Below are 24,537 nucleotides of genomic sequence, written 5' to 3'. Positions count from 1 at the left end.
AGAAAGTTATCACTCAAAAAGAAATTATAAAAATCTAGAAAGAAAACATGAAAGATAAAATTAAAGATTATTTGCAAGAGAAGGGGCGAGTGACGGTAAATGACCTAGCTCAGGCTCTCGGAAAGGATAGATCCAAGGATTTCCGTGAGTTGATTAAAACCCTGTCTCTGATGGAAAGAAAGCACCAGATTCGCTTTGAAGATGATGGCAGTTTATGTCTGGACCAAAAGAAGAAACATGAAATCACCCTCAAAGGGATTTTTCATGCCCATAAAAACGGCTTTGGCTTTGTCAGTATAGAAGGCGAAGAGGACGACCTTTTTGTAGGAAAAAACGATGTCAACTATGCCATTGATGGTGATACCGTAGAGGTGGTCATCAAGAAAGTCGCTGACCGCAACAAGGGAACTGCTGCAGAAGCCAAAATTATTGATATCTTAGAACACAGCCTGACAACCGTTGTCGGGCAAATCGTTCTGGATCAGGAAAAGCCCAAGTATGCTGGCTACATCCGTTCGAAAAATCAGAAAATCAGTCAACCGGTTTATGTTAAGAAACCAGCTCTAAAACTAGAAGGAACAGAGGTTCTCAAGGTCTTTATCGATAAATACCCAAGCAAGAAACATGATTTCTTTGTTGCGAGTGTACTAGATGTGGTTGGGCATTCAACGGATGTCGGAATTGACGTTCTTGAAGTCTTGGAATCCATGGATATTGTTTCAGAATTTCCAGAAGCTGTTCTCAAGGAAGCAGAAAGTGTGCCAGAAGCTCCGTCTCAAAAGGATATGGAAGGTCGTCTGGACCTGAGAGATGAAATCGCCTTTACCATTGACGGTGCGGATGCCAAGGACTTGGACGACGCAGTACACATCAAGGCTTTGAAAAATGGCAATATCGAGCTTGGAGTTCACATCGCAGATGTTTCCTACTATGTGACCGAGGGTTCTGCCCTTGACAAGGAAGCTCTTAACCGCGCGACTTCTGTCTACGTGACAGACCGAGTGGTGCCAATGCTTCCAGAGCGTTTGTCAAACGGCATCTGCTCTCTCAATCCTCAAGTCGATCGCTTGACCCAGTCTGCTATTATGGAAATTGATAAACACGGTCGTGTGGTTAATTACACCATTACCCAAACGGTTATCAAGACTAGCTTTCGTATGACCTATAGCGCTGTCAATGATATCCTAGCAGGTGACGAGGAAAAGAGACGAGAGTTTAAGAAAATTGTTCCAAGTATCGAGCTCATGGCCAAGCTTCATGAAACTCTAGAAAGCATGCGTGAGAAGCGTGGCGCCCTTAACTTTGATACCAGCGAAGCAAAGATTCTAGTGGATAAAAAAGGTAAGCCTGTGGATATCGTTCTTCGTCAGCGTGGTGTTGCTGAGCGGATGATTGAGTCCTTCATGTTGATTGCTAATGAAACGGTTGCCGAGCACTTTAGTAAACTGGACCTACCTTTCATTTATCGGATTCACGAGGAGCCCAAGGCTGAAAAAGTTCAGAAGTTTATTGATTATGCTTCGAGCTTTGGATTGCGAATTTATGGGACTGCCAGTGAGATTAGCCAGGAGGCGCTCCAAGACATCATGCGTGCGGTTGAGGGAGAACCCTATGCGGATGTATTGTCCATGATGCTTCTTCGTTCCATGCAGCAGGCTCGCTATTCTGAGCACAATCACGGTCACTATGGTCTTGCTGCCGACTATTACACTCATTTTACCAGTCCGATTCGCCGTTATCCAGACCTCCTTGTCCATCGAATGATTCGGGACTATGGGCGTTCTAAGGAAGTAGCAGAGCATTTTGAACAAGTGATTCCAGAGATTGCAACCCAGTCTTCCAACCGTGAACGTCGTGCCATCGAGGCGGAGCGTGAAGTCGAAGCCATGAAAAAGGCTGAGTACATGGAAGAATACGTGGGTGAAGAGTACGATGCGGTTGTGTCTAGCATCGTCAAATTCGGTCTCTTTGTCGAATTGCCGAACACAGTTGAAGGCTTGATTCACATCACCAATCTACCTGAATTTTATCATTTCAACGAGCGTGATTTGACTCTTCGTGGAGAGAAATCAGGAATAACTTTCCGCGTGGGACAGCAGATTCGTATTCGCGTAGAAAGAGCGGATAAGATGACAGGTGAGATTGACTTCTCTTATATCCCAAGTGAGTTTGATGTCATCGAAAAAGGCTTGAAACAAGCTGGACGCAAAGACAGAGGTCGTAGTTCAAGTCGTCGTTCAGACAAGAAGGAAGACAAGAGAAAATCAGGGCGCTCGAATGATAAGCACAAGCATTCACAAAAAGATAAAAAGAAAAAGGGTAAGAAACCATTTTACAAAGAAGTAGCTAAGAAAGGAGCCAAGCATGGCAAAGGGCGAGGGAAAGGTCATCGCACAAAATAAAAAAGCGCACCACGACTATACAATCGTAGATACGCTAGAGGCAGGAATAGTGCTGACAGGAACGGAAATCAAGAGTGTACGTGCTGCACGTATCAATCTCAAGGACGGATTTGCCCAAGTAAAAAATGGGGAAGTCTGGCTGAGCAATGTTCATATTGCCCCTTACGAAGAGGGCAATATCTGGAACCAGGAACCTGAACGCCGTCGCAAACTTCTACTCCATAAGAAGCAAATTCAAAAATTGGAACAAGAGACCAAAGGGACAGGAATGACCCTTGTTCCCCTCAAAGTCTATCTCAAAGATGGCTATGCCAAGCTTCTTTTAGGACTTGCCAAAGGGAAGCATGACTATGATAAACGGGAGTCAATCAAGCGACGTGAACAAAACCGCGACATCGCGCGTGTGATGAAAGCTGTTAACCAGCGATAAGAAGAGGAAGTAAAATGGAAAAACTAATTGCCTATAAACGCATGCCCTTGTGGAATAAACAGACCATGCCTGAAGCTGTTCAGCAAAAGCACAATACTAAAGTCGGGACTTGGGGGAAAATCACCGTTTTGAAAGGAACTCTCAAGTTTATTGAATTGACAGAGGATGGTGAGGTTCTAGCTGAGCACCTCTTTGAATCGGGGGCTGATAATCCCATGGCGCAACCGCAAGCCTGGCATCGAGTAGAGGCAGCCACAGATGATGTAGAATGGTACTTGGAATTTTATTGTAAACCTGAGGATTATTTTCCTAAGAAATACAATACCAATCCAGTCCATTCAGAGGTTCTAGAGGCCATGCAGACGGTAAAACCCGGAAGAGCCTTGGATTTAGGTTGTGGTCAAGGACGTAACTCTCTCTTTCTTGCACAGAATGGTTTTGATGTGACAGCTGTGGATCAAAATGAATTGTCCCTTGAAATCTTGCAAAGCATTGTGGAACAAGAGGATCTAGACATGCCTGTCGGACTTTATGATATCAATTCAGCCAGCATCGGGCAAGCCTATGATTTTATCGTATCAACTGTTGTTCTCATGTTCCTACAAGCGGACCGCATTCCAGCTATTATCCAAAATATGCAGGAGCACACCACGGTTGGTGGTTACAATCTTATCGTCTGTGCCATGGATACAGAGGATTATCCTTGCTCAATCAACTTCCCATTCACCTTTAAAGAAGGGGAGCTGGCGGACTACTACAAGGATTGGGAATTGATTAAGTACAATGAAAACCCAGGACATCTGCACCGTCGTGATGAAAATGGTAATCGCATTCAACTACGCTTTGCGACTATGTTAGCTAAAAAAGTCAAGTAAATCAAATATTTACAAACGAATAGAAACCACTTTGCAAGGTTTCTATTCGTTTTTGTTTGCGTTGGTTGATTGGGGCAAGCAGGATTTTATGCTATACTAGAAGTAGGAAATATGAGCAGTAGAGCTGTGTTATTTTTTCTCTCGGCTTAAGAAAGTGTAGATGATGGAGGTGATCTAATGACGAGTCTTTTGGTGGAACTGTATGATCGGCATGTATTGGAAAAGAATGTCTACCAAGCCTTTGTCAGTGATTGTGACGAGATTCTTTTTCTATCTTTGACGAAAATAAGCAATGAAGAGAAGCTCTCTCTCCGTCAGTTTATCATGGAAGAGGTACCTCATATCCAACGAGTGACCTTTCGTCAGTTATCCTTAGAACAACTAGCAAACCAGTTAGATTATTCTCTAGCAGGCTATGACCAGGTTCTTCTTGATGTTTTTGGTGGGGATTCGCTACTAGCCTTATCACTCTATCAATACGGCTTGGATCGCCATCTTCCCATCGTTGCCATGGATGTCGAGCGGGGAAAACAATACAAGTGGATAGCCGGTCAGTTAGAAAAAGAAGACTTGGACATTCCAACCCTAAGCATCCAACAGCTGATAGCCTTGCGTGGTGGAAAAATGCTCAAATCAAAACGCCCTATCCACTCAGATCAGCAAATTGCAGCCATTAAAAAGCTAGCCAGCTCTGCTATTTCCAATCCTGCTCACTGGTATCAAGTGACCCAATTTTTCTCTCTAGCTAAGACCAATGACCTGCATGCTGAGACAGAAAAGATACTGGAAAACAATGGCAGGTATTATCACTATCCAAAATCCCTTATTCCTTTACTTGTGGAAGCAGGGATGCTTTGTATTGAAAGCGAGGACAAGGAGCGAGTAAGCTACAGCTTTCCAAGTCAAGAAGCTCAAGTCTTTTGCCGCAACAAGGGACATATTTTAGAGGTATATCTCTATCTCTTAGCGCTTGAGTCTCAGCTGTTTGATGAGTGCATGATAGGCGGTGAGATTGATTGGAATGGCATCTTTCCAGAGGCGGACAATGTTCAAAATGAGATTGATGTCATTCTGAGAAAGGGACGCTCGATTACCTTTATCTCTTGCAAGATGACAGATTTATCAGTTGAAGCCATTAACGAACTAGAAGTCTACGCCAATCATTTTGCTGGGGAGAGTTGCCTCAAGTTGATTGTTTGTACGGGAAAAATCAATCCTGTTTATGCCAATCGCTGCCAGGAATACGGAGTGCTGGTCATTAGAAGCGAGCAGATCCCCAATCTCATTCCCATGCTAAAAAAATATTCTAAGAGACAAAAAAGATAAGAAATAATATCATGAAAGGCTGGAATTCCAGCCTTTTTTACTTCTTTTTCGAATAGAAAAGAAAAGGAGGTAGACCATGTTTGTAGCTAGAGATGCCAAGGGAAATTTGGTGAATGCTCTCGAAAAAGATGTGACCAAGCAAGCTTATACTTGTCCAGCCTGTGGGGGCGGACTACGATTACGCCAAGGACAGAGTATTCGAACGCACTTTGCCCATGAAAGGTTAAGAGATTGTATTGCTATTTTCGAGAATGAAAGTCCAGAACACTTGGGAAATAAAGAGGTCCTTTATCACTGGGCCAAGAAAGACTGTCAGGTTGCCCTAGAGTACGCTCTTCCTGAGATTCAGCAGATAGCAGATGTTCTCGTAAATGAGAAACTAGCTCTGGAGGTTCAGTGTAGCCCCTTGTCTCAAAAGCTTTTAGGCGATAGAAGCCAAGGATACCGTAGCCAGGGCTATCAGGTTATCTGGCTACTGGGAGAAAAACTCTGGTTAAAAGAGCGATTAACACAACTGCAAAGGGGATTCCTCTATTTTAGTCAAAATATGGGTTTCTATGCCTGGGAACTAGATCTCAAAAATCAAGTTCTGAGACTCAAATATCTTTTACATCAGGACCTACGTGGCAAGCTTCATTTTCAGGTAAAGGAATTTCCCTATGGTCAAGGAAATCTCTTGGAAATTTTACGATTTCCTTATCAGAAACAAAAACTGTCTTGTTTTGCAGTTGTGCAAGATACCACTATCTGTCACTACATTCGCCAACAGTTGTACTACCAAACGCCTTACTGGATGAAAAAGCAGGAGGAGACCTATCAGCAAGGGGATAATCTATTAAACCGTCAACTGGACGACTGGTATCCCCAAGTCAGACCAATAGAATCGGGTGATTTTTTGCAGATTGAAACGGATTTGACTAGCTATTATAGAAATTTTCAGGCTTACTATCAAAAAAATCCGAAAAATAATCGCCAAAAGCTCTATCCACCAGCCTTTTATCACTTATATTTCTCAAAAAATGTGGTAAAATAGAAAGGATGGAGGAAACTTATGGTATTACAACGACATGAAATAAATGAAAAAGATACATGGGATCTTTCAACAATCTACCCAACAGACCAGGCTTGGGAAGAAGCCTTGAAAGATTTAACTGAAAAAGTACAAACAGCATCTCAGTATGAGGGGCATCTCTTGGATAGCGCAGACAGTTTGCTTGAGATTACAGAATTCTCGCTTGACTTGGAACGCCAAGTTGAAAAGCTTTATGTCTATGCACATATGAAAAATGACCAGGACACGCGTGAAGCCAAGTATCAAGAGTACTATGCCAAGGCAATGACCCTATACAGTCAGTTAGAACAAGCATTTTCATTCTATGAACCTGAGTTTATGGAGATTAGTGAGGAGCAGTATGAGGCCTTCCTAGAAGCTCAACCAAAACTCCAAGTTTACAAGCACTTTTTTGACAAGCTCTCGCAAAAGAAAGACCATGTTCTTTCGCAACGTGAGGAAGAATTGCTTGCGGGAGCAGGAGAAATCTTTGGCGCTGCTAGTGAAACCTTTGCTATTTTGGACAATGCGGATATCACCTTCCCATATGTCCTTGATGACGAAGGCAAGGAAGTGCAACTCTCACACGGCACTTATATCCGTTTGATGGAGTCTAAAAATCGTGAGGTGCGTCGTAGTGCCTATGAAGCCCTCTATGCGACTTACGAGCAATTCCAACACACTTATGCTAAGACTTTGCAGACAAATGTCAAGGTGCAAAACTACCGTGCCAAAGTTCGCAACTATAAGAGTGCTCGCCATGCAGCCCTCGCAGCAAACTTTGTCCCAGAGAGTGTCTATGACAATCTAGTAGCAGCAGTTCGCAAGCATTTGCCTCTCTTGCATCGTTACCTTGAACTTCGTTCTAAAATCTTGGGGATTTCAGATCTCAAGATGTATGATGTTTACACACCACTATCTTCAGTAGAATACAGCTTTACCTACGAAGAAGCCTTGAAAAAGGCAGAAGAAGCCTTGGCAGTCTTGGGTGACGACTACTTGAGCCGTGTCAAACGTGCCTTTAGCGAGCGTTGGATTGATGTTTATGAAAACCAAGGCAAGCGTTCTGGTGCTTATTCTGGTGGTTCTTATGATACTAATGCCTTCATGCTTCTCAACTGGCAGGATAACTTAGATAATCTCTTTACCCTTGTCCATGAGACAGGTCACAGTATGCACTCCAGCTATACTCGTGAAACCCAACCTTATGTTTACGGAGATTACTCAATTTTCTTGGCTGAGATTGCCTCAACGACCAATGAAAATATCTTGACGGAGAAATTACTGGAAGAAGTAGAAGACGATGCGACGCGCTTTGCTATCCTCAATAACTTCTTGGACGGTTTCCGTGGAACGGTCTTCCGCCAAACTCAATTCGCTGAGTTCGAACATGCCATTCACCAAGCAGACCAAAATGGAGAAGTCTTGACAAGTGATTTTCTGAATAAACTCTACGCTGACTTGAACCAAGAGTACTATGGACTCAGCAAGGAAGACAATCCTCAAATCCAGTACGAATGGGCACGCATTCCTCATTTCTACTATAACTACTATGTTTATCAGTATTCAACAGGTTTTGCAGCTGCTTCAGCCTTGGCTGAGAAGATTGTCCATGGAAGTCAAGAAGACCGTGACCGCTATATCGACTACCTCAAGGCTGGTAAGTCTGACTATCCGCTTAATGTTATGAGAAAAGCGGGAGTGGATATGGAGAAGGAAGACTATCTCAACGACGCCTTTGCAGTCTTTGAACGCCGTTTAAATGAGTTTGAAGCCCTTGTTGAAAAATTGGGACTGGCTTAAGATGGTAGAGTCTTATAGTAAAAATGCCAATCACAATATGCGTCGTCCCGTCGTCAAGGAAGAAATCGTAGAGTTTATGCGCCAGCGTCAAAAGCAGGTGACAGGTTCCTTGAAAGAATTGGGGACCTTCGCTCGCAAGGAGAATATTCCCATTATTCCTCATGAAACAGTTGCTTATTTCCGTTTTCTCATGGAAAGTCTGCAACCCAAGAACATTTTGGAAATTGGGACAGCAATTGGTTTTTCAGCCCTCCTGATGGCAGAACATGCGCCAAATGCAAAGATTACAACCATTGACCGTAATCCTGAGATGATCGGCTTTGCCAAGAAAAACTTTGCCCAGTTTGACAGTCGTAAGCAAATCACCCTTATAGAGGGAGATGCAGTCGATGTTTTATCTAGTCTGACAGAAACATATGACTTTGTCTTTATGGATTCAGCCAAGTCCAAGTACATCGTCTTTCTACCTGAAATCCTCAAACGATTAGAAGTTGGTGGAGTAGTGGTCTTGGATGACATTTTCCAAGGAGGCGATGTTGCCAAGGATATCATGGAAGTCCGCCGTGGTCAAAGAACTATTTACCGTGGTTTGCAAAGACTTTTTGAAGCAACGTTGGACAATCCAGATTTAACGGCAACTCTAGTTCCGCTTGGGGATGGCATTCTCATGCTACGTAAGAATGTAGCAGATGTGCAACTTCCTGAGAGTGAATGATTTTCATAAAAATTTAAGAAATTATAGTAAAATAGATAAGGTAACACTTACCGTAAAAGGAGTAAACATGAAGAAAAAACTAATGGCAGGAGCCATCACACTTTTATCAGTAGCAACACTTGCAGCTTGTTCAAACAGTTCTGAAGGAAAAGATTTGATCAGCATGAAAGGTGATGTGATTACAGAAAATCAATTCTTTGAAGAAGTAAAGAACAATCCAACTGCGCAACAAGTCTTGCTAAACATGACTATCCAAAAAGTCTTTGAAAAACAATATGGTTCTGAAGTGACTGAACAAGATGTGGATGATTCTGTTGCGGAAGAACAAAAGAAATACGGTGATAGCTATAACAGCGTCCTTCAACGTGCAGGTATGACTCCTGAAGCTCGTAAAGCTCAAATCCGTACCAGCAAATTGGTTGAATTGGCAGTTAAGAAGGCAGCTGAGAGTGAATTGACAGATGAAGCCTACCAAAAAGCTTTCGAAGCGTACACACCAGATGTAACTGCTCAAATCATCCGTATGGATAATGAAGACAAGGCAAAAGAAGTGCTTGAGAAAGCCAAGGCAGAAGGTGCAGATTTTGCTCAGTTGGCGAAAGACAACTCTAACGACGATAAGACAAAAGAAAATGGTGGAGAAATCACTTTTGACTCTGCTTCTACAGAACTTCCAGAACAAGTCAAGAAAGCTGCCTTTGCTTTGGATGTGAACGGTGTTTCTGATGTGATTACGGCTACTGGAACACAAGCCTACAGCAATCAATTCTACATCGTTAAAGTAACGAAGAAGACAGAAAAATCTTCTAACTTGGATGACTACAAAGAAAAATTGAAGACCATCATTTTGACTCAAAAACAAAATGATTCAGCTTTTGTTCAAGGAGTAATTGGTAAAGAATTGCAAGCTGCAAACATCAAAGTCAAAGACCAAGCCTTCCAAAACATCTTCACCCAATACATCGGTGGTGGTGACTCAAGCTCAAGCAGCAGCTCTTCATCTAACTAAGAACTTAAAATACAAATCTCAAGAGAGGTTTGTATTTTTTGCTTGAAACTAGAAAATGAGTAAAATTCGAAGGATTAAAGGATAAGAGTTTTTTTCTTTCTGAAAAAGTGGTATAATAACAATCAAAACTAGAAAATAAAACGGAATTAGGGACAACCACCTCTGTTCCTATTAGAGTGGTGAAATATGAAAATTAGTAAAAGGCACCTACTAAACTATTCCATTTTGATTCCTTATTTTCTTCTGTCAATTTTGGGGTTGATTGTAGTTTACTCGACAACGAGTGCAACCCTAATTGAAGAAGGAAAAAGCGCTTTTCAATTGGTACGTAACCAGGGGATTTTCTGGGTAGCTAGTTTGGTTTTGATTGCCTTAATCTATAAATTAAAATTAGGTTTCCTGAGAAATGGACGTCTCATTTTTATCGTGATGATTGTGGAGATGGTTCTTTTAGCCCTAGCGCGTCTGGTCGGAACACCTGTCAATGGAGCATATGGATGGATTTCTGTAGGACCTGTAACGATTCAGCCGGCTGAATACCTTAAGATTATCATCATCTGGTACCTGGCATATCGTTTTTCAAAACAGCAAGATGAGATTGCGGTTTATGATTTCCAGGTGTTGACCCAAAATCAATGGCTACCTCGAGCTTTTAACGACTGGCGTTTTGTTCTGCTGGTTCTGATTGGTAGTTTGGGGATTTTCCCCGACTTGGGAAATGCGACCATCTTGGTCTTGGTAGCGCTCATTATGTACACCGTTAGTGGAATAGCCTATCGTTGGTTCTCGACCATTCTAGCTCTCTTAGCAGGGAGTTCAATTTTAGTATTGTCTGTCATTCGTCTCGTTGGGGTTGAAAAATTTTCTCAGATACCGGTATTTGGTTACGTTGCTAAACGTTTCAGTGCCTTCTTTAATCCCTTTAATGACTTGGCGGGTGCAGGACACCAGCTTGCAAATTCTTACTATGCCATGGTTAATGGAGGCTGGTTCGGACTGGGATTGGGAAATTCGATCGAGAAGCGTGGTTATCTGCCGGAAGCCCATACGGATTTCGTGTTTTCGATTGTCATCGAAGAGTTTGGATTCGTAGGAGCGAGTATGATTTTGGCTTTACTCTTCTTCTTAATTTTGCGAATCATCTTGGTTGGTATTCGAGCTAAGGATCCCTTTAACTCCATGGTTGCTATCGGTGTCGGAGGGATGATTCTTGTTCAGGTCTTTGTCAATATCGGTGGGATTTCTGGTTTGATTCCTTCTACAGGGGTGACCTTCCCCTTCCTTTCACAAGGTGGGAACAGTCTCCTGGTATTATCCGTAGCCATTGCCCTTGTATTAAATATCGATGCCAGCGAGAAACGTGCTAAACTCATTAGAGAATACGAATCTCAAACTGTTGAAGGTCTGTAAGGATTGTATGGAAAGGAAAAATATATGTCTCTTCAGAAATTAGAAAACTATAGTAATAAAGCCGTCATCCAAGAAGAAGTCTTGATTTTGACTGAGCTGCTAGAAGATATCACAAAAAATATGCTAGCGCCAGAGACCTTTGAAAAAATCATGCAGTTGAAGGAATTATCAACAAATGAAAACTATCAAGGGCTCAATGAACTGGTGACTAGCCTTTCCAATGAAGAAATGATTTACATTTCTCGTTATTTCTCTATCCTTCCACTCTTGATTAATATATCTGAGGATGTGGACTTAGCCTATAAAATTAACCACCAGAACAATGTGGACCAAGACTATCTAGGGAAATTGTCTACAACCATAAAGATGGTAGCTGAAAAAGAAAATGCAGCTGAAATTTTAGAAAAGTTAAATGTCGTTCCTGTCTTAACCGCCCATCCAACGCAAGTACAACGCAAGAGTATGCTGGACTTGACCAACCATATCCATACTCTTTTGCGCAAGTATCGTGATGTCAAACTAGGTTTGATTAATAAAGAAAAATGGAACATGGATCTCCGTCGTTACATTGAAATTATCATGCAAACAGACATGATTCGTGAGAAGAAATTGAAGGTAACCAACGAAATCACCAACGTGATGGAGTACTATCAAAGTTCATTCCTGAATGCTGTGCCACGTTTGACGGCTGAATATAAGAAACTAGCTAAAGAACAAGGAATTGAGCTCGAGCATCCAAAACCAATTACTATGGGGATGTGGATTGGAGGAGACCGTGATGGAAATCCTTTCGTAACAGCGGAAACCCTCAACAAATCAGCCTTGACTCAGTGCGAAGTCATCATGAATTACTACGATGAAAAGATTTATAATCTTTATCGTGAATTTTCACTTTCAACCAGCATCGTGAATGTCAGCGACAAGGTTCGTGAGATGGCGCTTAAGTCACAAGATAACTCCATTTACCGCGAAAAAGAACTCTATCGTCGTGCTCTTTTTGATATCCAAGCTAAGATGCAGGCAACTAAGGCTTATCTCATTGAAGATAAAGATCTTCAGCCTAGATATGCTACTGCAGATGAATTTTATCAAGACTTGTTGGCCATTCGCGATTCTCTCCTTGAGAACAAGGGGGAATACCTGATCTCAGGAGAATTTGTCGAGTTAATGCAAGCCGTTGAAATCTTTGGCTTCTACCTTGCTTCTATCGACATGCGCCAAGACTCTAGCGTCCATGAAGCCTGTGTGGCTGAATTGTTAGCATCTGCTGGCATCAACGACCACTATAGCGATCTCTCTGAAGACGAAAAATGCGCCCTCCTATTAAAAGAGTTGGAAGAAGATCCTCGTATCCTCTCAGCTACTTATGCTGAAAAGTCAGAACTGCTTGAGAAAGAATTGTCCATCTTCAAAACTGCTCGCAAGTTGAAGGATAAACTGGGTGAAAATGTCATTCGCCAAACCATCATCTCTCACGCGACAAGTGTATCTGATATGCTAGAATTAGCCATCATGCTCAAGGAAGTGGGCTTGGTTGATGCTCAAAAAGCGCGCGTTCAGATTGTTCCCCTCTTTGAAACGATTGAAGACTTGGATCACTCGGAAGAAACCATGAGAAGATACTTCTCTCTTCCATTGGCTAAAAAATGGATTGCTTCAAAAGACAACTACCAAGAAATCATGCTTGGCTACTCCGATAGTAACAAAGATGGTGGTTATTTATCATCATGTTGGACTCTATATAAAGCTCAACAACAACTGACTGCTATTGGAGATGAATTTGGTGTTAAAGTCACCTTCTTCCATGGCCGTGGTGGTACTGTTGGTCGAGGTGGTGGTCCAACTTATGAAGCTATCACATCTCAACCGCTCAAGTCTATCAAGGACCGTATCCGTCTGACTGAGCAAGGAGAAGTCATTGGAAACAAATACGGAAACAAAGACGCTGCCTATTATAACCTTGAAATGTTGGTTTCTGCAGCCATTAACCGTATGATTACCAAGAAGAAGAGCGATACCAACACGTCAAATCGTTATGAAGCTGTTATGGATCAAGTAGTGGACCGTAGCTACGATATCTACCGTGATTTGGTCTTTGGAAACGAACATTTCTATGATTATTTCTTCGAGTCAAGCCCAATCAAGGCTATATCAAGCTTCAACATTGGTTCACGTCCTGCAGCTCGTAAGACTATCACTGAAATCGGTGGTTTGCGTGCCATACCTTGGGTCTTCTCATGGTCACAAAGTCGTGTCATGTTCCCTGGATGGTATGGAGTAGGATCCAGCTTTAAAGAGTTTATTGATCAAGATCCGAAGAATATCGAGTTTCTTCGTGACATGTACCAAAACTGGCCTTTCTTCCAATCTTTGCTTTCCAATGTAGACATGGTCTTATCTAAGTCTAACATGAACATTGCTTTTGAATATGCTAAGCTCTGTGAAGATGAAGAAGTGCAAGCTATCTACTACACTATTTTAGATGAATGGCAATTAACTAAGGACGTTATTTTAGCTATCGAAGGTTATGACGAACTCTTGGCAGAAAACTCTTATCTAAAAGACAGTCTAAACTATCGTATGCCTTACTTTAATATCCTTAACTACATCCAGTTGGAGTTGATCAAACGTCAACGTCGCGGCGAATTGTCAGCTGACGAAGAAAAACTAATCCATACAACTATTAACGGAATTGCGACTGGTTTGCGTAATTCAGGCTGATATTTTCTAAACTTCCTCTTTTTACTAGGAGGAAGTTTTTGAATTGTTTAAAAAATTCTAAAAATAGTCTTGACAAGTAGTTGAAAAATGATATAATTTAAACATTCAGAAAGTAATCATTGAAGTTTTTTAGAGAGTCTGTGGTTGGTGGAAACAGATAAATGGAAGTGATGAAAATTGGGCTGAATGTTATAAAGAATTTGAAATCATAAAAATTCGGTGAGCACACCTTACAGTGCAACTCGTGAATGCGAGAAAGAGCGATAGGGATATTCCCTATAATTGAGGTGGCACCGCGCATCGACGTCCTCACACAAGTTTTTGTGTGAGGACTTTTTCTTTTAGGAGGATGATTATGGAATTTAAACGATGGTGTCGCTTGTTTTGTTGAAAAGAGCATTATACAAGTGATTAAAAAGGAGAAAGAATATGAAAAATAAACGATTGATTGGAATTATCGCAGCACTAGTACTTGCAGTTAGCGGGAGCTTGATTTACTCAAGTTTAAATAAACAAGAAACAAAGACAACAACAGAGACAGCAAGTAAGACTGCTAAGGTTGGTGTTCTTCAATTTGTCAGCCATCCTTCTTTAGACTTGATTTACCAAGGAATTCAAGATGGACTTGCTGAAGAAGGATATAAGGACAACCAAGTAAAAATCGACTTTATGAACTCTGAAGGCGATCAGAGCAAGGTTGCTACCATGAGTAAACAATTGGTGGCAAACGGAAATGATCTTGTCGTTGGGATTGCAACACCAGCTGCTCAAGGACTTGCAAGTGCTACTAAAGACCTTCCCGTTATCATGGCGGCTGTAACAGATCCAATTGGTGCTAACTTGGTCAAAGATTTGAAAAAACCAGGTGGCAACATTACAGGAGTATCAGACCACAACCCAGCAGAACAACAAGTAGAACTCATTAAAGCTTTGACACCTGATGTTAAAACAATCGGAGCCCTCTACTCAAGTAGCGAAGATAACTCAAAATCACAAGTTGAGGAATTCAGGGCTTATGCTGAAAAAGCAGGTTTGAAAGTCGAAACCTTTGCCGTGCCATCAACCAACGAAATTGCTTCAACTGTTAATGTTATGACCAGCAAGGTCGACGCTATCTGGGTTCCAATTGACAACACCATCGCATCCGCATTTTCAACAGTTGTTTCAAGCAACCAAACAGCTAAAAAGCCAATCTATCCAAGTGCCACTGCCATGGTAGAAGCAGGTGGATTAGCATCTGTAGTAGTTGACCAACACGATCTTGGAGTGGCTACTGGTAAAATGATTGCCAAAGTTTTGAAAGGTGAAAAACCAGCTGATACGCCAGTTAATGTCTTTTCAACTGGTAAGTCAGTTATCAACAAAAAACTAGCGCAAGAACTTGGAATCACTATTCCTGAGTCTGTTCTAAAAGAAGCAGGACAAGTGATTGAATAAAGATAAAGGAGGAGCTGGACACATCTCCTCCCATTTTTACTAAAGAAAGAAATGAGTGAAAGATTATGATAGTATCCATTATTTCACAGGGGATGGTCTGGGCGATTCTTGGTTTGGGAATCTTTATGACTTTTCGAATTTTGAATTTTCCAGATATGACGACTGAAGGCTCTTTCCCACTAGGGGGAGCAGTAGCTGTAACCTTGATAACACAAGGAGTCAATCCGTTTTTAGCGACCTTGGCTGCAGTAGGAGCAGGCTGTCTAGCTGGAATGGCGACAGGTCTCTTATATACCAAAGGAAAAATTCCAACTCTCTTATCAGGGATTTTGGTCATGACTTCCTGCCATTCCATCATGCTCATGATTATGGGACGTGCCAATCTGGGGCTTCTTGGAACCAAGCAAATTCAGGATGTCTTGCCTTTTGATTCGGACCTTAATCAACTCTTGACTGGCTTTATCTTTGTTGCCCTTGTTATTGGCCTTATGCTCTTTTTCCTAGATACCAAACTAGGTCAGGCCTACATAGCTACGGGTGATAACCCTGATATGGCTCGTAGTTTTGGAATTCATACTGGTCGTATGGAACTCATGGGTTTGGTTCTTTCAAATGGGATTATCGCGCTTGCAGGAGCCTTAATTGCTCAACAAGAAGGATACGCAGATGTTTCTCGAGGAATTGGAGTGATTGTCGTAGGTCTTGCTAGCTTGATTATTGGTGAGGTTTTGTTCAAGAGCTTGACCTTGGCAGAGCGACTCATGACCATCGTTGTAGGCTCTATCGCTTATCAGTTCCTCGTTTGGGGAGTGATTGCTCTTGGATTTAATACAAGTTATCTGCGTTTGTATAGCGCCTTGATTTTGGCAGTTTGCCTTATGATTCCAACCTTCAAAAGCAAATACCTGAAAGGAGTCAAGTTTAGCAAATGACAGCAATTGTAGAATTAAAAAATGCTACCAAAGTCATCACAAATGGCTTTGACGAGGAAAAAATCATTCTTAATGATGTTTCTCTTGAGATTTTTGAACATGATTTCATTACCATCCTAGGTGGAAATGGAGCTGGAAAGTCAACTCTTTTTAACACTATTGCAGGTACCTTGCCTTTAACAAGTGGAAGCATCCGTATCATGGGCGAGGATGTGACGCATTTTTCACCAGAAAAGCGAGCTAAGTACTTGTCTCGTGTCTTTCAGGATCCTAAAATGGGTACGGCTCCCCGTATGACCGTTGCAGAAAACCTTTTGATTGCCAAGTTTCGTGGTGAGAAGAGAGGGCTTCTTCCTAGAAGGCTATCAAGCTATAGAGAAGAGTTTCAGGCTACCATTGAAAAGGTTGGAAATGGTCTTGAAAAACATCTGGACACTCCGATTGAATTTCTATCAGGTGGTCAACGTCAGGCCCTAAGTCTTTTGATGGCAACCTTAAAGCGACCAGAGTTGCTCTTGTTGGATGAACACACAGCAGCTCTTGACCCAAAGACCAGTGTGGCCTTGATGGTGTTAACAGATGAATTTGTCAGCAAAGACCATCTGACAGCCTTGATGATTACCCACCATATGGAAGATGCATTGAAGTATGGAAATCGTCTGATTGTCATGAAGGAAGGCCGTATCATCCAAGACCTTAATAAAGAAGAAAAAGCAAAAATGAAGATTTCAGACTACTATCAATTATTTGAGTAAAGTAGAAAATTGTTCGTCAAAAAATAGAGAAGAAAAACTTAGAAACCAGTTTCCTGTTTCTAAGTTTTTTTGCTGACAATCTTGACAGATATGATTAGTAAAATACGGACGTCAAAGAATTTATAGTATAATGAGTATAGGCAAAATGTCTTATGAGTTGAAATTAAAATAAAGGATGCATGCTAGTTTTGACTTTTTCGAACCGTCGAACGCCTTAACTTCATTCTAAAATCGCCTATCAAACAGTTCGAACAGTCAAGATTTTTAAATAATCAAGTATTCTAAATTTAGAATTGCTAGAATATAGGTGTATTTTAGGCATTAGAAGCTTCGAATAGCTAAATATTTTCTAAAGATAAGCCATTCGACCCACTTGAATGCTCAAATCTGAAAAAATTAGGGTGTCAAAGAAAAAGAAACCTACATCTCAACTATTTTTAACTTGGCCCAAATGTTAGTAAGGGAAAAATAAATGAAAAAAATTTTAAAAATCCTAGTCATAACTGTATTAGTTTTTCTAACTTTATTTGGTCTATATCCTTTGTATCAAAAGTATTATTATAAAGGAGTGTATGAATCTTTAAGTAATGACTTTTTAGAAATGAACTATGCAGAGATAAATAGTGGTGTTTTACCTGGACTCGCTGATTTCAGTAAAGCCGTTGACGGAAGTCAGTCGTTTAGAGATCCAGACTGGATAATTCCCATAGGACTTGATGCAGACTTGTCTGAAAATGAAAGTTTAAAAGTGATTGTAGGTTTTGAAGAAACTTTTATTATTGAATACCAGCAACTGTTATCTGATGGGAGATATCTTTATATTAAATATGACTACAATGATAAGAAACTCAACCAATCTGTCGAAATCTCAGATTCTAAATGGTCGATAGCGTATGACTTAGCTAGTTACAATATACTCCATAAGGATGAGGGAAAACTAGATTTGGAGGCATATAAAGAATTATCACGTCAGTCGAAAACAGGGGATTCGATACCCAATTTTTACCTAACAAATCCCAACGAAGAACTAGAGTATTTAAAACCTTATGGGATTGATGAAGCTTGGATTAAAGAAAAATCTCACTTCATGCTCTATGATGTTGTTCTAGAACGCTGGTTTAAAATGGGCAGTCAACGTTACTCAGTTGATAATCTTGGGGATGTAGAGATTGTGCCACTAAGTTTTTCTGAATAGGATGGATCCGACTCAAACTTATTTTTCCTATACTTTTAAGAAAATATCAAAATCAAGGATATCTAGGATAATAATAAGTCATTCAAAGTGAAAAAAATTTAAATAAACATATTCTTTACGGAGGTAGAACATGACATACACACAAGAAGATTTTCAGGAATGGATTTTCCAAATTGAGTTTAAAATGGATTACTTTACAAGTGACTTTGCTCAAGAACAAAATCTAACACTAGACTACAGTATGCAGTCCTTGGATGATTTGGAGGCTTGGCTTTTGACTCACTATGACAATCACCACGTCTTGATGGAGGATAAAAAGCTTTTGGATTACCTGACTGTCTATATCGGAGAAACCTTCCGCAAGCACCTCGGAGGCAAATGGTTTATTGACCTAAAAAATAAAAAGAACGCTTATTACTCCATGCCTGTTTTGACAGATCCCTCCTATCGAGGAGAAGCCTATATAGCACCAATGACTTTTGCGACGGCCTGTATCAGCAGAAAGGACGGGCAGTATATTAGCCGAATACTGAAATATAATATTGAAAGCCAAGCTAAATAAGTGTACCTGATTAGAGGTTTCAAAATAAAATATAAGGAGGACTTGTTGGAGTTTTGGAGAAAATTCTCAATAAGATGTTAGCAGTGAGTTTTTATGAAATATAGGGACGGAAAATGTATGAAATGGTTTACTTTTTTTCAGAAATAAGCTATACTAGTTAACGTGAAACTATGATAAGATGGAGGTATTGTGTATGGTTGACAAGCAAGTCATTGAAGAAATCAAAAACAATGCCAACATTGTGGAAGTCATAGGCGACGTGATTTCTTTACAAAAGGCTGGACGGAACTATTTAGGTCTCTGTCCTTTTCATGGTGAAAAGACCCCCTCTTTCAACGTTGTGGAAGACAAGCAGTTTTATCATTGCTTCGGCTGTGGTCGTTCAGGAGATGTTTTTAAGTTCATCGAAGAGTACCAAGGTGTGTCCTTTATGGAAGCTGTTCAGCTCTTAGGGGAGCGCGTCGGTATTCAATTAGCCATGCCTGTCCAGTCTCGTCCTCAACAGGCTTCCCCTCATCAAGCTTTATATGATATGCATGAAGAAGCTGCCCGTTTTTACCATGCAATCCTCATGACGACCAAGATGGGAGAAGAAGCAAGGGCTTATCTCTACAAACGTGGATTGACAGATGATGTTCTGAAGCACTTTCAAATTGGACTGGCTCCAGCAGAGAGAACCTATCTCTATCAACGTTTGGCTGACAAGTTCGAGGAAAAGGATTTATTGGATTCGGGCTTGTTTTACTTATCAGATGGCAATCAGTTTTATGATACTTTTTTCGGACGTATCATCTTTCCTTTGACCAATGACAAGGGGCAGGTTATTGCTTTTTCAGGTCGTATCTGGCAGGAAACTGATAGTCAGACTGCCAAGTACAAAAATAGCCGTTCGACTGCAATTTTTAACAAGAGTTATGAATTGTATCATTTGGACAAGGCAAAAAAGGGAACAGGGAAGATCACAGAGCTCTATCTGATGGAAGGCTTCATGGATGTAATCGCAGCCTACCGTGCTGGTATAGAAAATGCTGTGGCTTCCATGGGGACAGCCTTAAGCAAGGAGCATGTTGACCACCTCAAACGCTTTACCAAAAAAATTGTTCTCAGCTATGATGGCGACAAGGCAGGACAGGCAGCAACAGCCAAGGCATTAGAGGAGTTAAAAGACTTTTCAGTTGAGGTTATTCGAGTACCTGATGCCATGGATCCAGATGAGTATTTGCAAAAGAATTCTGCTGAAGACCTGGCTTACCTCTTAACAAAGACTCGTATCAGTCCTATAGAGTTCTATATACACCAGCTCAAGCCTGAGAATAGTGATAACCTGCAAGCGCAAATCGAGTTCATTGAAAAGATTGCGCCCCTAATCGCTAAAGAAAAGTCTATCACTGCCCAGAATTCTTATATCCACATTCTGGCGGATAATCTACCTTCTTTTGATTACCAGCAGGTGGAGCAGATTGTAAATGAAAGTCGGATTGTTCAGAGGCAGGAGAGAGTCAAAGAGGAGCATCCTACGCCAGTAGCGATTAGTTTGCCTGTGACCCGGCAACTGACAGCAGTTATGAGAGCAGAGGCTCATCTCCTTTATAGGATGGCTGAGAATCCAGTTGTTCTAAATGACTACAGATTAAGAGAAGATTTTTTCTTTGATACCCCAGAATTTCAAATTCTTTACGAATTATTAAGTGAGCAGGGAGAAATCGGCTCAGAGGAGCTTTCTCATCAGACACCTGAGGTTGAAAATGCTTGGTACCACGTGCTTAGCTTGGATTTGCCAGCTGAGATGTCGCCTCAAGAGCTAGTAGAAGTAGAAGCGACTCGAAACCGTGCCCTCCTCAGCAAGGACAACTTACGAATTAAAAAGAAAGTGCAGGAAGCTAGTCATGTAGGAGATACTGACACAGCCTTGGAAGAATTGCAACGATTGATTTCCCAAAAGAGAAGAATGGAGTAATAATGGCAACAAAACAAAAAGAAGTAACCACATTTGATGTGCAAGTAGCAGACTTTATCCGTAACCACAAAAAAACAGGAACAGCAACAGATGACGAAATCAATTCAAGTCTGGTTATTCCTTTTACCCTCGATGCAGACGGCATTGAAGACCTTTTGCAACGGATTCAGGATGCTGGAATTTCTATCACAGATAACGAAGGAAATCCAAGTGCGCGTGTTCTTAGTGCAGAAGAAGAACCAGAACTCAGTGATGAGGACTTGATTGGCTCAACTTCAGCCAAGGTTAATGACCCAGTCCGTATGTATTTGAAGGAAATCGGGGTTGTTCCTCTCTTGACCAACGAAGAGGAAAAAGAATTGGCCCTAGCAGTTGAGGCTGGTGATATTGAAGCCAAACAACGCCTTGCGGAAGCCAACCTTCGTTTGGTGGTTTCTATCGCTAAGCGCTACGTAGGGCGTGGCATGCAGTTTCTTGACTTGATCCAAGAAGGAAACATGGGCTTGATGAAGGCTGTTGACAAGTTTGACTATTCAAAAGGATTTAAGTTTTCTACGTATGCAACTTGGTGGATTCGTCAGGCAATCACTCGTGCCATCGCTGACCAGGCCCGCACTATTCGTATCCCTGTCCACATGGTTGAAACCATTAACAAGCTTGTCCGAGAACAGCGCAATCTCCTTCAAGAATTGGGGCAAGATCCAACACCTGAACAAATCGCTGAACGTATGGATATGACACCTGACAAGGTCCGTGAAATCCTAAAAATCGCCCAAGAACCAGTATCACTTGAAACACCGATTGGTGAAGAGGACGATAGCCATCTTGGGGACTTTATCGAAGACGAAGTGATTGAAAATCCAGTAGACTACACAACTCGTATCGTTTTGCGTGAGCAGTTGGATGAAGTCTTGGATACTCTCACAGATCGTGAAGAAAACGTTTTGCGTCTTCGTTTCGGTTTGGACGATGGGAAAATGCGTACCCTTGAAGATGTTGGTAAAGTCTTTAACGTGACTCGTGAACGTATCCGTCAGATTGAGGCTAAAGCTTTGAGAAAATTGCGTCAACCAAGTCGCAGCAAACCGCTTCGTGATTTTATTGAAGATTAGAGTGAGGATGAACATGGCTTATACAGAAGAGCAAATTGAAACGATTAAAACACGCATTTTAAATGCCTTGGAAGAAGTCATCGACCCTGAGTTGGGGATTGATATTGTCAACCTAGGTTTGATTTATGAAATTCGATTTGATGGTGAAACAGGTCATACGGAAATTGATATGACCTTGACAACTATGGGTTGCCCACTGGCTGACCTCTTAACAGATCAGATACACGATGCGATGACAGAGGTGCCTGAGGTAACCAATATCGAAGTCAAATTGGTCTGGTATCCAGCCTGGACGGTTGAAAAAATGAGTCGCTATGCGCGTATCGCTCTAGGAATTAAGTAATCGATTGGAAAATTGCGAGAGACGATTGGAAAAGAGAGGGGCTCCTCCATTTTCCTCTGGTCTCTTCTTTCTTTTACTGATTTTCTTGAAATAAAATGGTATAATGAGTAGTATGGAAAACAAAAAATTGCGTATTAATATGCTAAGTTCAAGTGAAAAAGTGGCTGGTCAAGGAGTGTCAGGAGCCTACCGTGAATTGGTGAGTCTCCTACATCGTGATGCCAAAGATCAGTTGATTGTTACGGAGAATCTTCCTGTAGAGGCAGATGTAACCCACTTTCACACCATTGATTTCCCTTATTATTTATCCACATTTCAAAAGAAACGCTCTGGGAGAAAAGTTGGTTATGTGCATTTCTTACCTGAGACACTCGAAGGGAGTTTGAAAATTCCATTTTTCTTAAAAGGAATTGTCAAACGCTATGTTTTTTCCTTTTACAACCGAATGGAACACTTGGTGGTGGTTAATCCCATGTTTATCGAGGATCTAGTTGCTGCGGGTATTCCACGAGAAAAAATAACTTATATTCCCAATTTTGTAAACAAAGAAAAATGGCATCCATTACCAGCTGAACAAGTTGCACAACTTCGTGAAGAAATGGATCTCGCCAAAGATCAGTTTGTCGTGGTTGGTGCGGGCCAGGTTCAGAAACGAAAAGGGATAGATGATTTTATCCGTCTTGCTGAAGAATTGCCAGAAATTACCTTTATCTGGGCTGGTGGTTTTTCATTTGGTGGAATAACAGATGGTTATGAACGCTATAAGAAGATTATGGACAATCCACCTAAAAATCTAATTTTCCCAGGTATTGTGTCACCGGAGAGGATGCGGGAACTGTATGCTTTAGCTGATTTGTTCTTACTACCTAGCTATAATGAACTATTCCCTATGACCATCTTAGAGGCAGCTAGTTGCGAGGCTCCTATTATGTTAAGGGATTTGGACCTGTATAAGGTCATTCTTGAGGGAGATTATCGTGCTACAAGTGATGTCTCTGAGATGAGAGAAGCAATCCTAGAATATAAAGAAAATCCTGAAGCGTTGAAAGAATTGAAAGAAAAAGCTAAAAGGATATCCAAGCAGTATTCAGAAGAGCGTTTACTGGGAATTTGGTTAAAATTTTATCGGGAACAGGCTGCTCTAGGTAAAAAGTGAGGTAATCTATGCGAATTGGTTTATTTACAGACACCTATTTTCCTCAGGTTTCCGGGGTTGCGACCAGTATTCGAACCTTGAAGACAGAGCTTGAGAAGCAAGGCCATGCAGTTTTTATCTTTACAACAACAGATAAAGATGTGAACCGCTACGAGGATTGGCAAATTATTCGAATTCCAAGTGTCCCTTTCTTTGCATTTAAAGATCGACGGTTTGCCTATCGAGGTTTTACAAAGGCACTTGAAATCGCCAAGCAGTATCAACTCGATATCATTCATACCCAGACAGAATTTTCACTTGGATTATTAGGGATTTGGATCGCACGAGAATTGAGAATTCCTGTTATCCATACCTACCATACCCAGTACGAAGACTATGTGCATTATATTGCTAAGGGGATGTTGATTCGTCCAAGTATGGTAAAATATCTGGTACGTGGTTTCCTTCGTGATGTAGACGGAGTAATCTGTCCTAGCGAGATTGTTCGGGACCTTTTATCTAAATACAAAGTCAAGGTTGAAAAACGTGTCATTCCAACCGGAATTGAGCTAGCTAAGTTTGAACGACCTGAGATTAAAGAGGAAAACTTGCAAGAACTTCGTTCGAAGTTAGGTATTCAGGAAGACGAGAAAATGCTACTGAGCCTTTCGCGTATTTCTTATGAGAAGAATATCCAAGCAGTCCTAGATGCTTTTGCTGAAGTATTAAAAGAAGAAGATAAGGTGAAGCTGGTCGTTGCTGGAGACGGTCCTTATCTGGACAGTCTGAAAGAGCAAGCAGTGAAATTAAACCTGCAAAAACATGTGATTTTTACAGGTATGATTGCTCCAAGCGAGACAGCCTTATACTATAAGGCTGCAGATTTCTTCATCTCTGCCTCAACGAGTGAAACTCAGGGCTTAACCTATCTAGAAAGTCTAGCCAGTGGAACGCCTGTTATCGCTCATGGCAACCCCTATCTTGATAACCTGATCAGTGATAAAATGTTTGGTACCCTCTACTATGGAGAACGAGAGCTTGCAGGAGCTATCCTTGAAGCCTTGATTGCTACTCCTGATATGTCTGAACAAAAGTTGGCGGATAAGTTGTACGAAATTTCGGCTGAGAACTTTGGGAAACGAGTACATGAGTTTTACCTCGATGCCATTATCTCAAATAACTTTGAACATGAATTACATGATGGGAAACCTGTTAGTCAGCGCTTTTTGAAAACGATTTTATATCTACCCCAACAGGCTGTTACAAGTCCAGTAAAAGAGTCTAAGCGTATTTTGCGGGCTTCTCGGAAGCAATTATCCAGCATCAGAGATTATTGGAAAGATGAATTCAAATAATAGAATAAGAGG

Annotated in this window: 20 protein-coding genes and 1 other annotated feature; all 20 genes read left to right on the top strand. The window is 41.2% G+C overall.

What is annotated here, in order from left to right:
- The first annotated feature begins 47 nt into the window (after positions 1-47).
- Positions 48-2,402 carry a ribonuclease R gene (rnr, locus tag STO1_RS05730; protein WP_096422378.1) on the top strand — a complete coding sequence of 785 codons (2,355 nt, stop codon included), beginning with the start codon at positions 48-50 and terminating at the stop codon, positions 2,400-2,402.
- Entirely contained in the window at positions 2,365-2,832 is a 468-nt protein-coding gene (smpB, locus tag STO1_RS05725) for an SsrA-binding protein SmpB (RefSeq protein ID WP_084938555.1), read from the top strand. Before rnr ends, smpB begins: the two co-directional genes overlap by 38 nt.
- 14 nt (positions 2,833-2,846) lie before the next feature.
- Positions 2,847-3,707, top strand: a complete 861-nt coding sequence (gene tehB / locus STO1_RS05720; RefSeq protein ID WP_096422376.1) for an SAM-dependent methyltransferase TehB — start codon at positions 2,847-2,849, stop codon at positions 3,705-3,707.
- A 177-nt stretch (positions 3,708-3,884) separates the two neighbouring features.
- Positions 3,885-5,033 (top strand): PDDEXK family nuclease, encoded by a 1,149-nt coding sequence (locus STO1_RS05715; protein WP_096422374.1) that lies wholly within the window; start codon positions 3,885-3,887, stop codon positions 5,031-5,033.
- 76 nt (positions 5,034-5,109) lie between these two features.
- Entirely contained in the window at positions 5,110-6,066 is a 957-nt protein-coding gene (locus tag STO1_RS05710; protein ID WP_096422372.1) for a competence protein CoiA, read from the top strand.
- Positions 6,067-6,084: 18 nt separating this feature from the next.
- Positions 6,085-7,887: an oligoendopeptidase F gene (gene pepF, locus STO1_RS05705; RefSeq protein WP_096422370.1), complete on the top strand. Its 1,803-nt coding sequence runs from the start codon at positions 6,085-6,087 to the stop codon at positions 7,885-7,887.
- A gap of 1 nt (position 7,888) precedes the next feature.
- A complete protein-coding gene (locus STO1_RS05700) occupies positions 7,889-8,602 on the top strand; it encodes an O-methyltransferase (protein WP_096423000.1) in 714 nt (237 codons plus the stop codon).
- Positions 8,603-8,669: 67 nt separating this feature from the next.
- Positions 8,670-9,611 carry a peptidylprolyl isomerase PrsA gene (prsA, locus tag STO1_RS05695; RefSeq protein WP_096422368.1) on the top strand — a complete coding sequence of 314 codons (942 nt, stop codon included), beginning with the start codon at positions 8,670-8,672 and terminating at the stop codon, positions 9,609-9,611.
- Between the two features lie 186 nt (positions 9,612-9,797).
- The gene (gene ftsW / locus STO1_RS05690; RefSeq protein WP_000703351.1) at positions 9,798-11,021 is read left to right on the top strand and encodes a cell division peptidoglycan polymerase FtsW; all 1,224 of its coding nucleotides are present in this window, start codon (positions 9,798-9,800) and stop codon (positions 11,019-11,021) included.
- A gap of 24 nt (positions 11,022-11,045) precedes the next feature.
- Positions 11,046-13,742, top strand: coding sequence for a phosphoenolpyruvate carboxylase (gene ppc / locus STO1_RS05685; RefSeq protein WP_096422366.1), 2,697 nt, complete (start codon positions 11,046-11,048; stop codon positions 13,740-13,742).
- A gap of 97 nt (positions 13,743-13,839) precedes the next feature.
- Positions 13,840-14,056: a binding site (T-box leader), on the top strand.
- 115 nt (positions 14,057-14,171) lie between these two features.
- On the top strand, positions 14,172-15,179 hold the full coding sequence (trpX, locus tag STO1_RS05680) for a tryptophan ABC transporter substrate-binding protein (protein ID WP_096422364.1): 1,008 nt from the start codon (positions 14,172-14,174) through the stop codon (positions 15,177-15,179).
- Positions 15,180-15,244: 65 nt separating this feature from the next.
- Positions 15,245-16,111: an ABC transporter permease gene (locus STO1_RS05675; protein WP_061409118.1), complete on the top strand. Its 867-nt coding sequence runs from the start codon at positions 15,245-15,247 to the stop codon at positions 16,109-16,111.
- Complete coding sequence (locus STO1_RS05670; protein WP_096422362.1) at positions 16,108-16,866, top strand: ABC transporter ATP-binding protein; 759 nt, start codon at positions 16,108-16,110, stop codon at positions 16,864-16,866. Before STO1_RS05675 ends, STO1_RS05670 begins: the two co-directional genes overlap by 4 nt.
- 472 nt (positions 16,867-17,338) lie before the next feature.
- Positions 17,339-18,061 (top strand): TipC family immunity protein, encoded by a 723-nt coding sequence (locus STO1_RS05665; RefSeq protein WP_096422360.1) that lies wholly within the window; start codon positions 17,339-17,341, stop codon positions 18,059-18,061.
- Between the two features lie 130 nt (positions 18,062-18,191).
- Positions 18,192-18,623, top strand: coding sequence for a hypothetical protein (locus STO1_RS05660; protein ID WP_096422358.1), 432 nt, complete (start codon positions 18,192-18,194; stop codon positions 18,621-18,623).
- A gap of 193 nt (positions 18,624-18,816) precedes the next feature.
- Positions 18,817-20,580 (top strand): DNA primase, encoded by a 1,764-nt coding sequence (gene dnaG / locus STO1_RS05655; RefSeq protein ID WP_096422356.1) that lies wholly within the window; start codon positions 18,817-18,819, stop codon positions 20,578-20,580.
- A 2-nt stretch (positions 20,581-20,582) separates the two neighbouring features.
- Positions 20,583-21,692, top strand: a complete 1,110-nt coding sequence (rpoD, locus tag STO1_RS05650) for an RNA polymerase sigma factor RpoD (RefSeq protein WP_000201892.1) — start codon at positions 20,583-20,585, stop codon at positions 21,690-21,692.
- A 13-nt stretch (positions 21,693-21,705) separates the two neighbouring features.
- On the top strand, positions 21,706-22,035 hold the full coding sequence (locus tag STO1_RS05645) for a metal-sulfur cluster assembly factor (RefSeq protein WP_000331931.1): 330 nt from the start codon (positions 21,706-21,708) through the stop codon (positions 22,033-22,035).
- Between the two features lie 112 nt (positions 22,036-22,147).
- A complete protein-coding gene (locus STO1_RS05640; protein WP_000428259.1) occupies positions 22,148-23,191 on the top strand; it encodes a glycosyltransferase family 4 protein in 1,044 nt (347 codons plus the stop codon).
- 8 nt (positions 23,192-23,199) lie between these two features.
- On the top strand, positions 23,200-24,525 hold the full coding sequence (locus STO1_RS05635) for a glycosyltransferase family 4 protein (protein ID WP_001219468.1): 1,326 nt from the start codon (positions 23,200-23,202) through the stop codon (positions 24,523-24,525).
- The last annotated feature ends 12 nt before the right edge of the window (positions 24,526-24,537 follow it).

It is taken from the genome of Streptococcus oralis subsp. tigurinus (assembly GCF_002356415.1).
GTDB lineage: Bacteria > Bacillota > Bacilli > Lactobacillales > Streptococcaceae > Streptococcus > Streptococcus oralis_F.
This window is presented reverse-complemented; position numbering and strand designations above follow the sequence as displayed.

Excerpts from the sequence above, each read along its gene's own strand:
- rnr (WP_096422378.1), top strand. The coding sequence starts at position 48 with ATGAAAGATAAAATTAAAGATTATTTGCAAGAGAAGGGGCGAGTGACG.
- smpB (WP_084938555.1), top strand. The coding sequence starts at position 2,365 with ATGGCAAAGGGCGAGGGAAAGGTCATCGCACAAAATAAAAAAGCGCAC.
- tehB (WP_096422376.1), top strand. The coding sequence starts at position 2,847 with ATGGAAAAACTAATTGCCTATAAACGCATGCCCTTGTGGAATAAACAG.
- STO1_RS05715 (WP_096422374.1), top strand. The coding sequence starts at position 3,885 with ATGACGAGTCTTTTGGTGGAACTGTATGATCGGCATGTATTGGAAAAG.
- STO1_RS05710 (WP_096422372.1), top strand. The coding sequence starts at position 5,110 with ATGTTTGTAGCTAGAGATGCCAAGGGAAATTTGGTGAATGCTCTCGAA.
- pepF (WP_096422370.1), top strand. The coding sequence starts at position 6,085 with ATGGTATTACAACGACATGAAATAAATGAAAAAGATACATGGGATCTT.
- STO1_RS05700 (WP_096423000.1), top strand. The coding sequence starts at position 7,889 with ATGGTAGAGTCTTATAGTAAAAATGCCAATCACAATATGCGTCGTCCC.
- prsA (WP_096422368.1), top strand. The coding sequence starts at position 8,670 with ATGAAGAAAAAACTAATGGCAGGAGCCATCACACTTTTATCAGTAGCA.
- ftsW (WP_000703351.1), top strand. The coding sequence starts at position 9,798 with ATGAAAATTAGTAAAAGGCACCTACTAAACTATTCCATTTTGATTCCT.
- ppc (WP_096422366.1), top strand. The coding sequence starts at position 11,046 with ATGTCTCTTCAGAAATTAGAAAACTATAGTAATAAAGCCGTCATCCAA.
- trpX (WP_096422364.1), top strand. The coding sequence starts at position 14,172 with ATGAAAAATAAACGATTGATTGGAATTATCGCAGCACTAGTACTTGCA.
- STO1_RS05675 (WP_061409118.1), top strand. The coding sequence starts at position 15,245 with ATGATAGTATCCATTATTTCACAGGGGATGGTCTGGGCGATTCTTGGT.
- STO1_RS05670 (WP_096422362.1), top strand. The coding sequence starts at position 16,108 with ATGACAGCAATTGTAGAATTAAAAAATGCTACCAAAGTCATCACAAAT.
- STO1_RS05665 (WP_096422360.1), top strand. The coding sequence starts at position 17,339 with ATGAAAAAAATTTTAAAAATCCTAGTCATAACTGTATTAGTTTTTCTA.
- STO1_RS05660 (WP_096422358.1), top strand. The coding sequence starts at position 18,192 with ATGACATACACACAAGAAGATTTTCAGGAATGGATTTTCCAAATTGAG.
- dnaG (WP_096422356.1), top strand. The coding sequence starts at position 18,817 with ATGGTTGACAAGCAAGTCATTGAAGAAATCAAAAACAATGCCAACATT.
- rpoD (WP_000201892.1), top strand. The coding sequence starts at position 20,583 with ATGGCAACAAAACAAAAAGAAGTAACCACATTTGATGTGCAAGTAGCA.
- STO1_RS05645 (WP_000331931.1), top strand. The coding sequence starts at position 21,706 with ATGGCTTATACAGAAGAGCAAATTGAAACGATTAAAACACGCATTTTA.
- STO1_RS05640 (WP_000428259.1), top strand. The coding sequence starts at position 22,148 with ATGGAAAACAAAAAATTGCGTATTAATATGCTAAGTTCAAGTGAAAAA.
- STO1_RS05635 (WP_001219468.1), top strand. The coding sequence starts at position 23,200 with ATGCGAATTGGTTTATTTACAGACACCTATTTTCCTCAGGTTTCCGGG.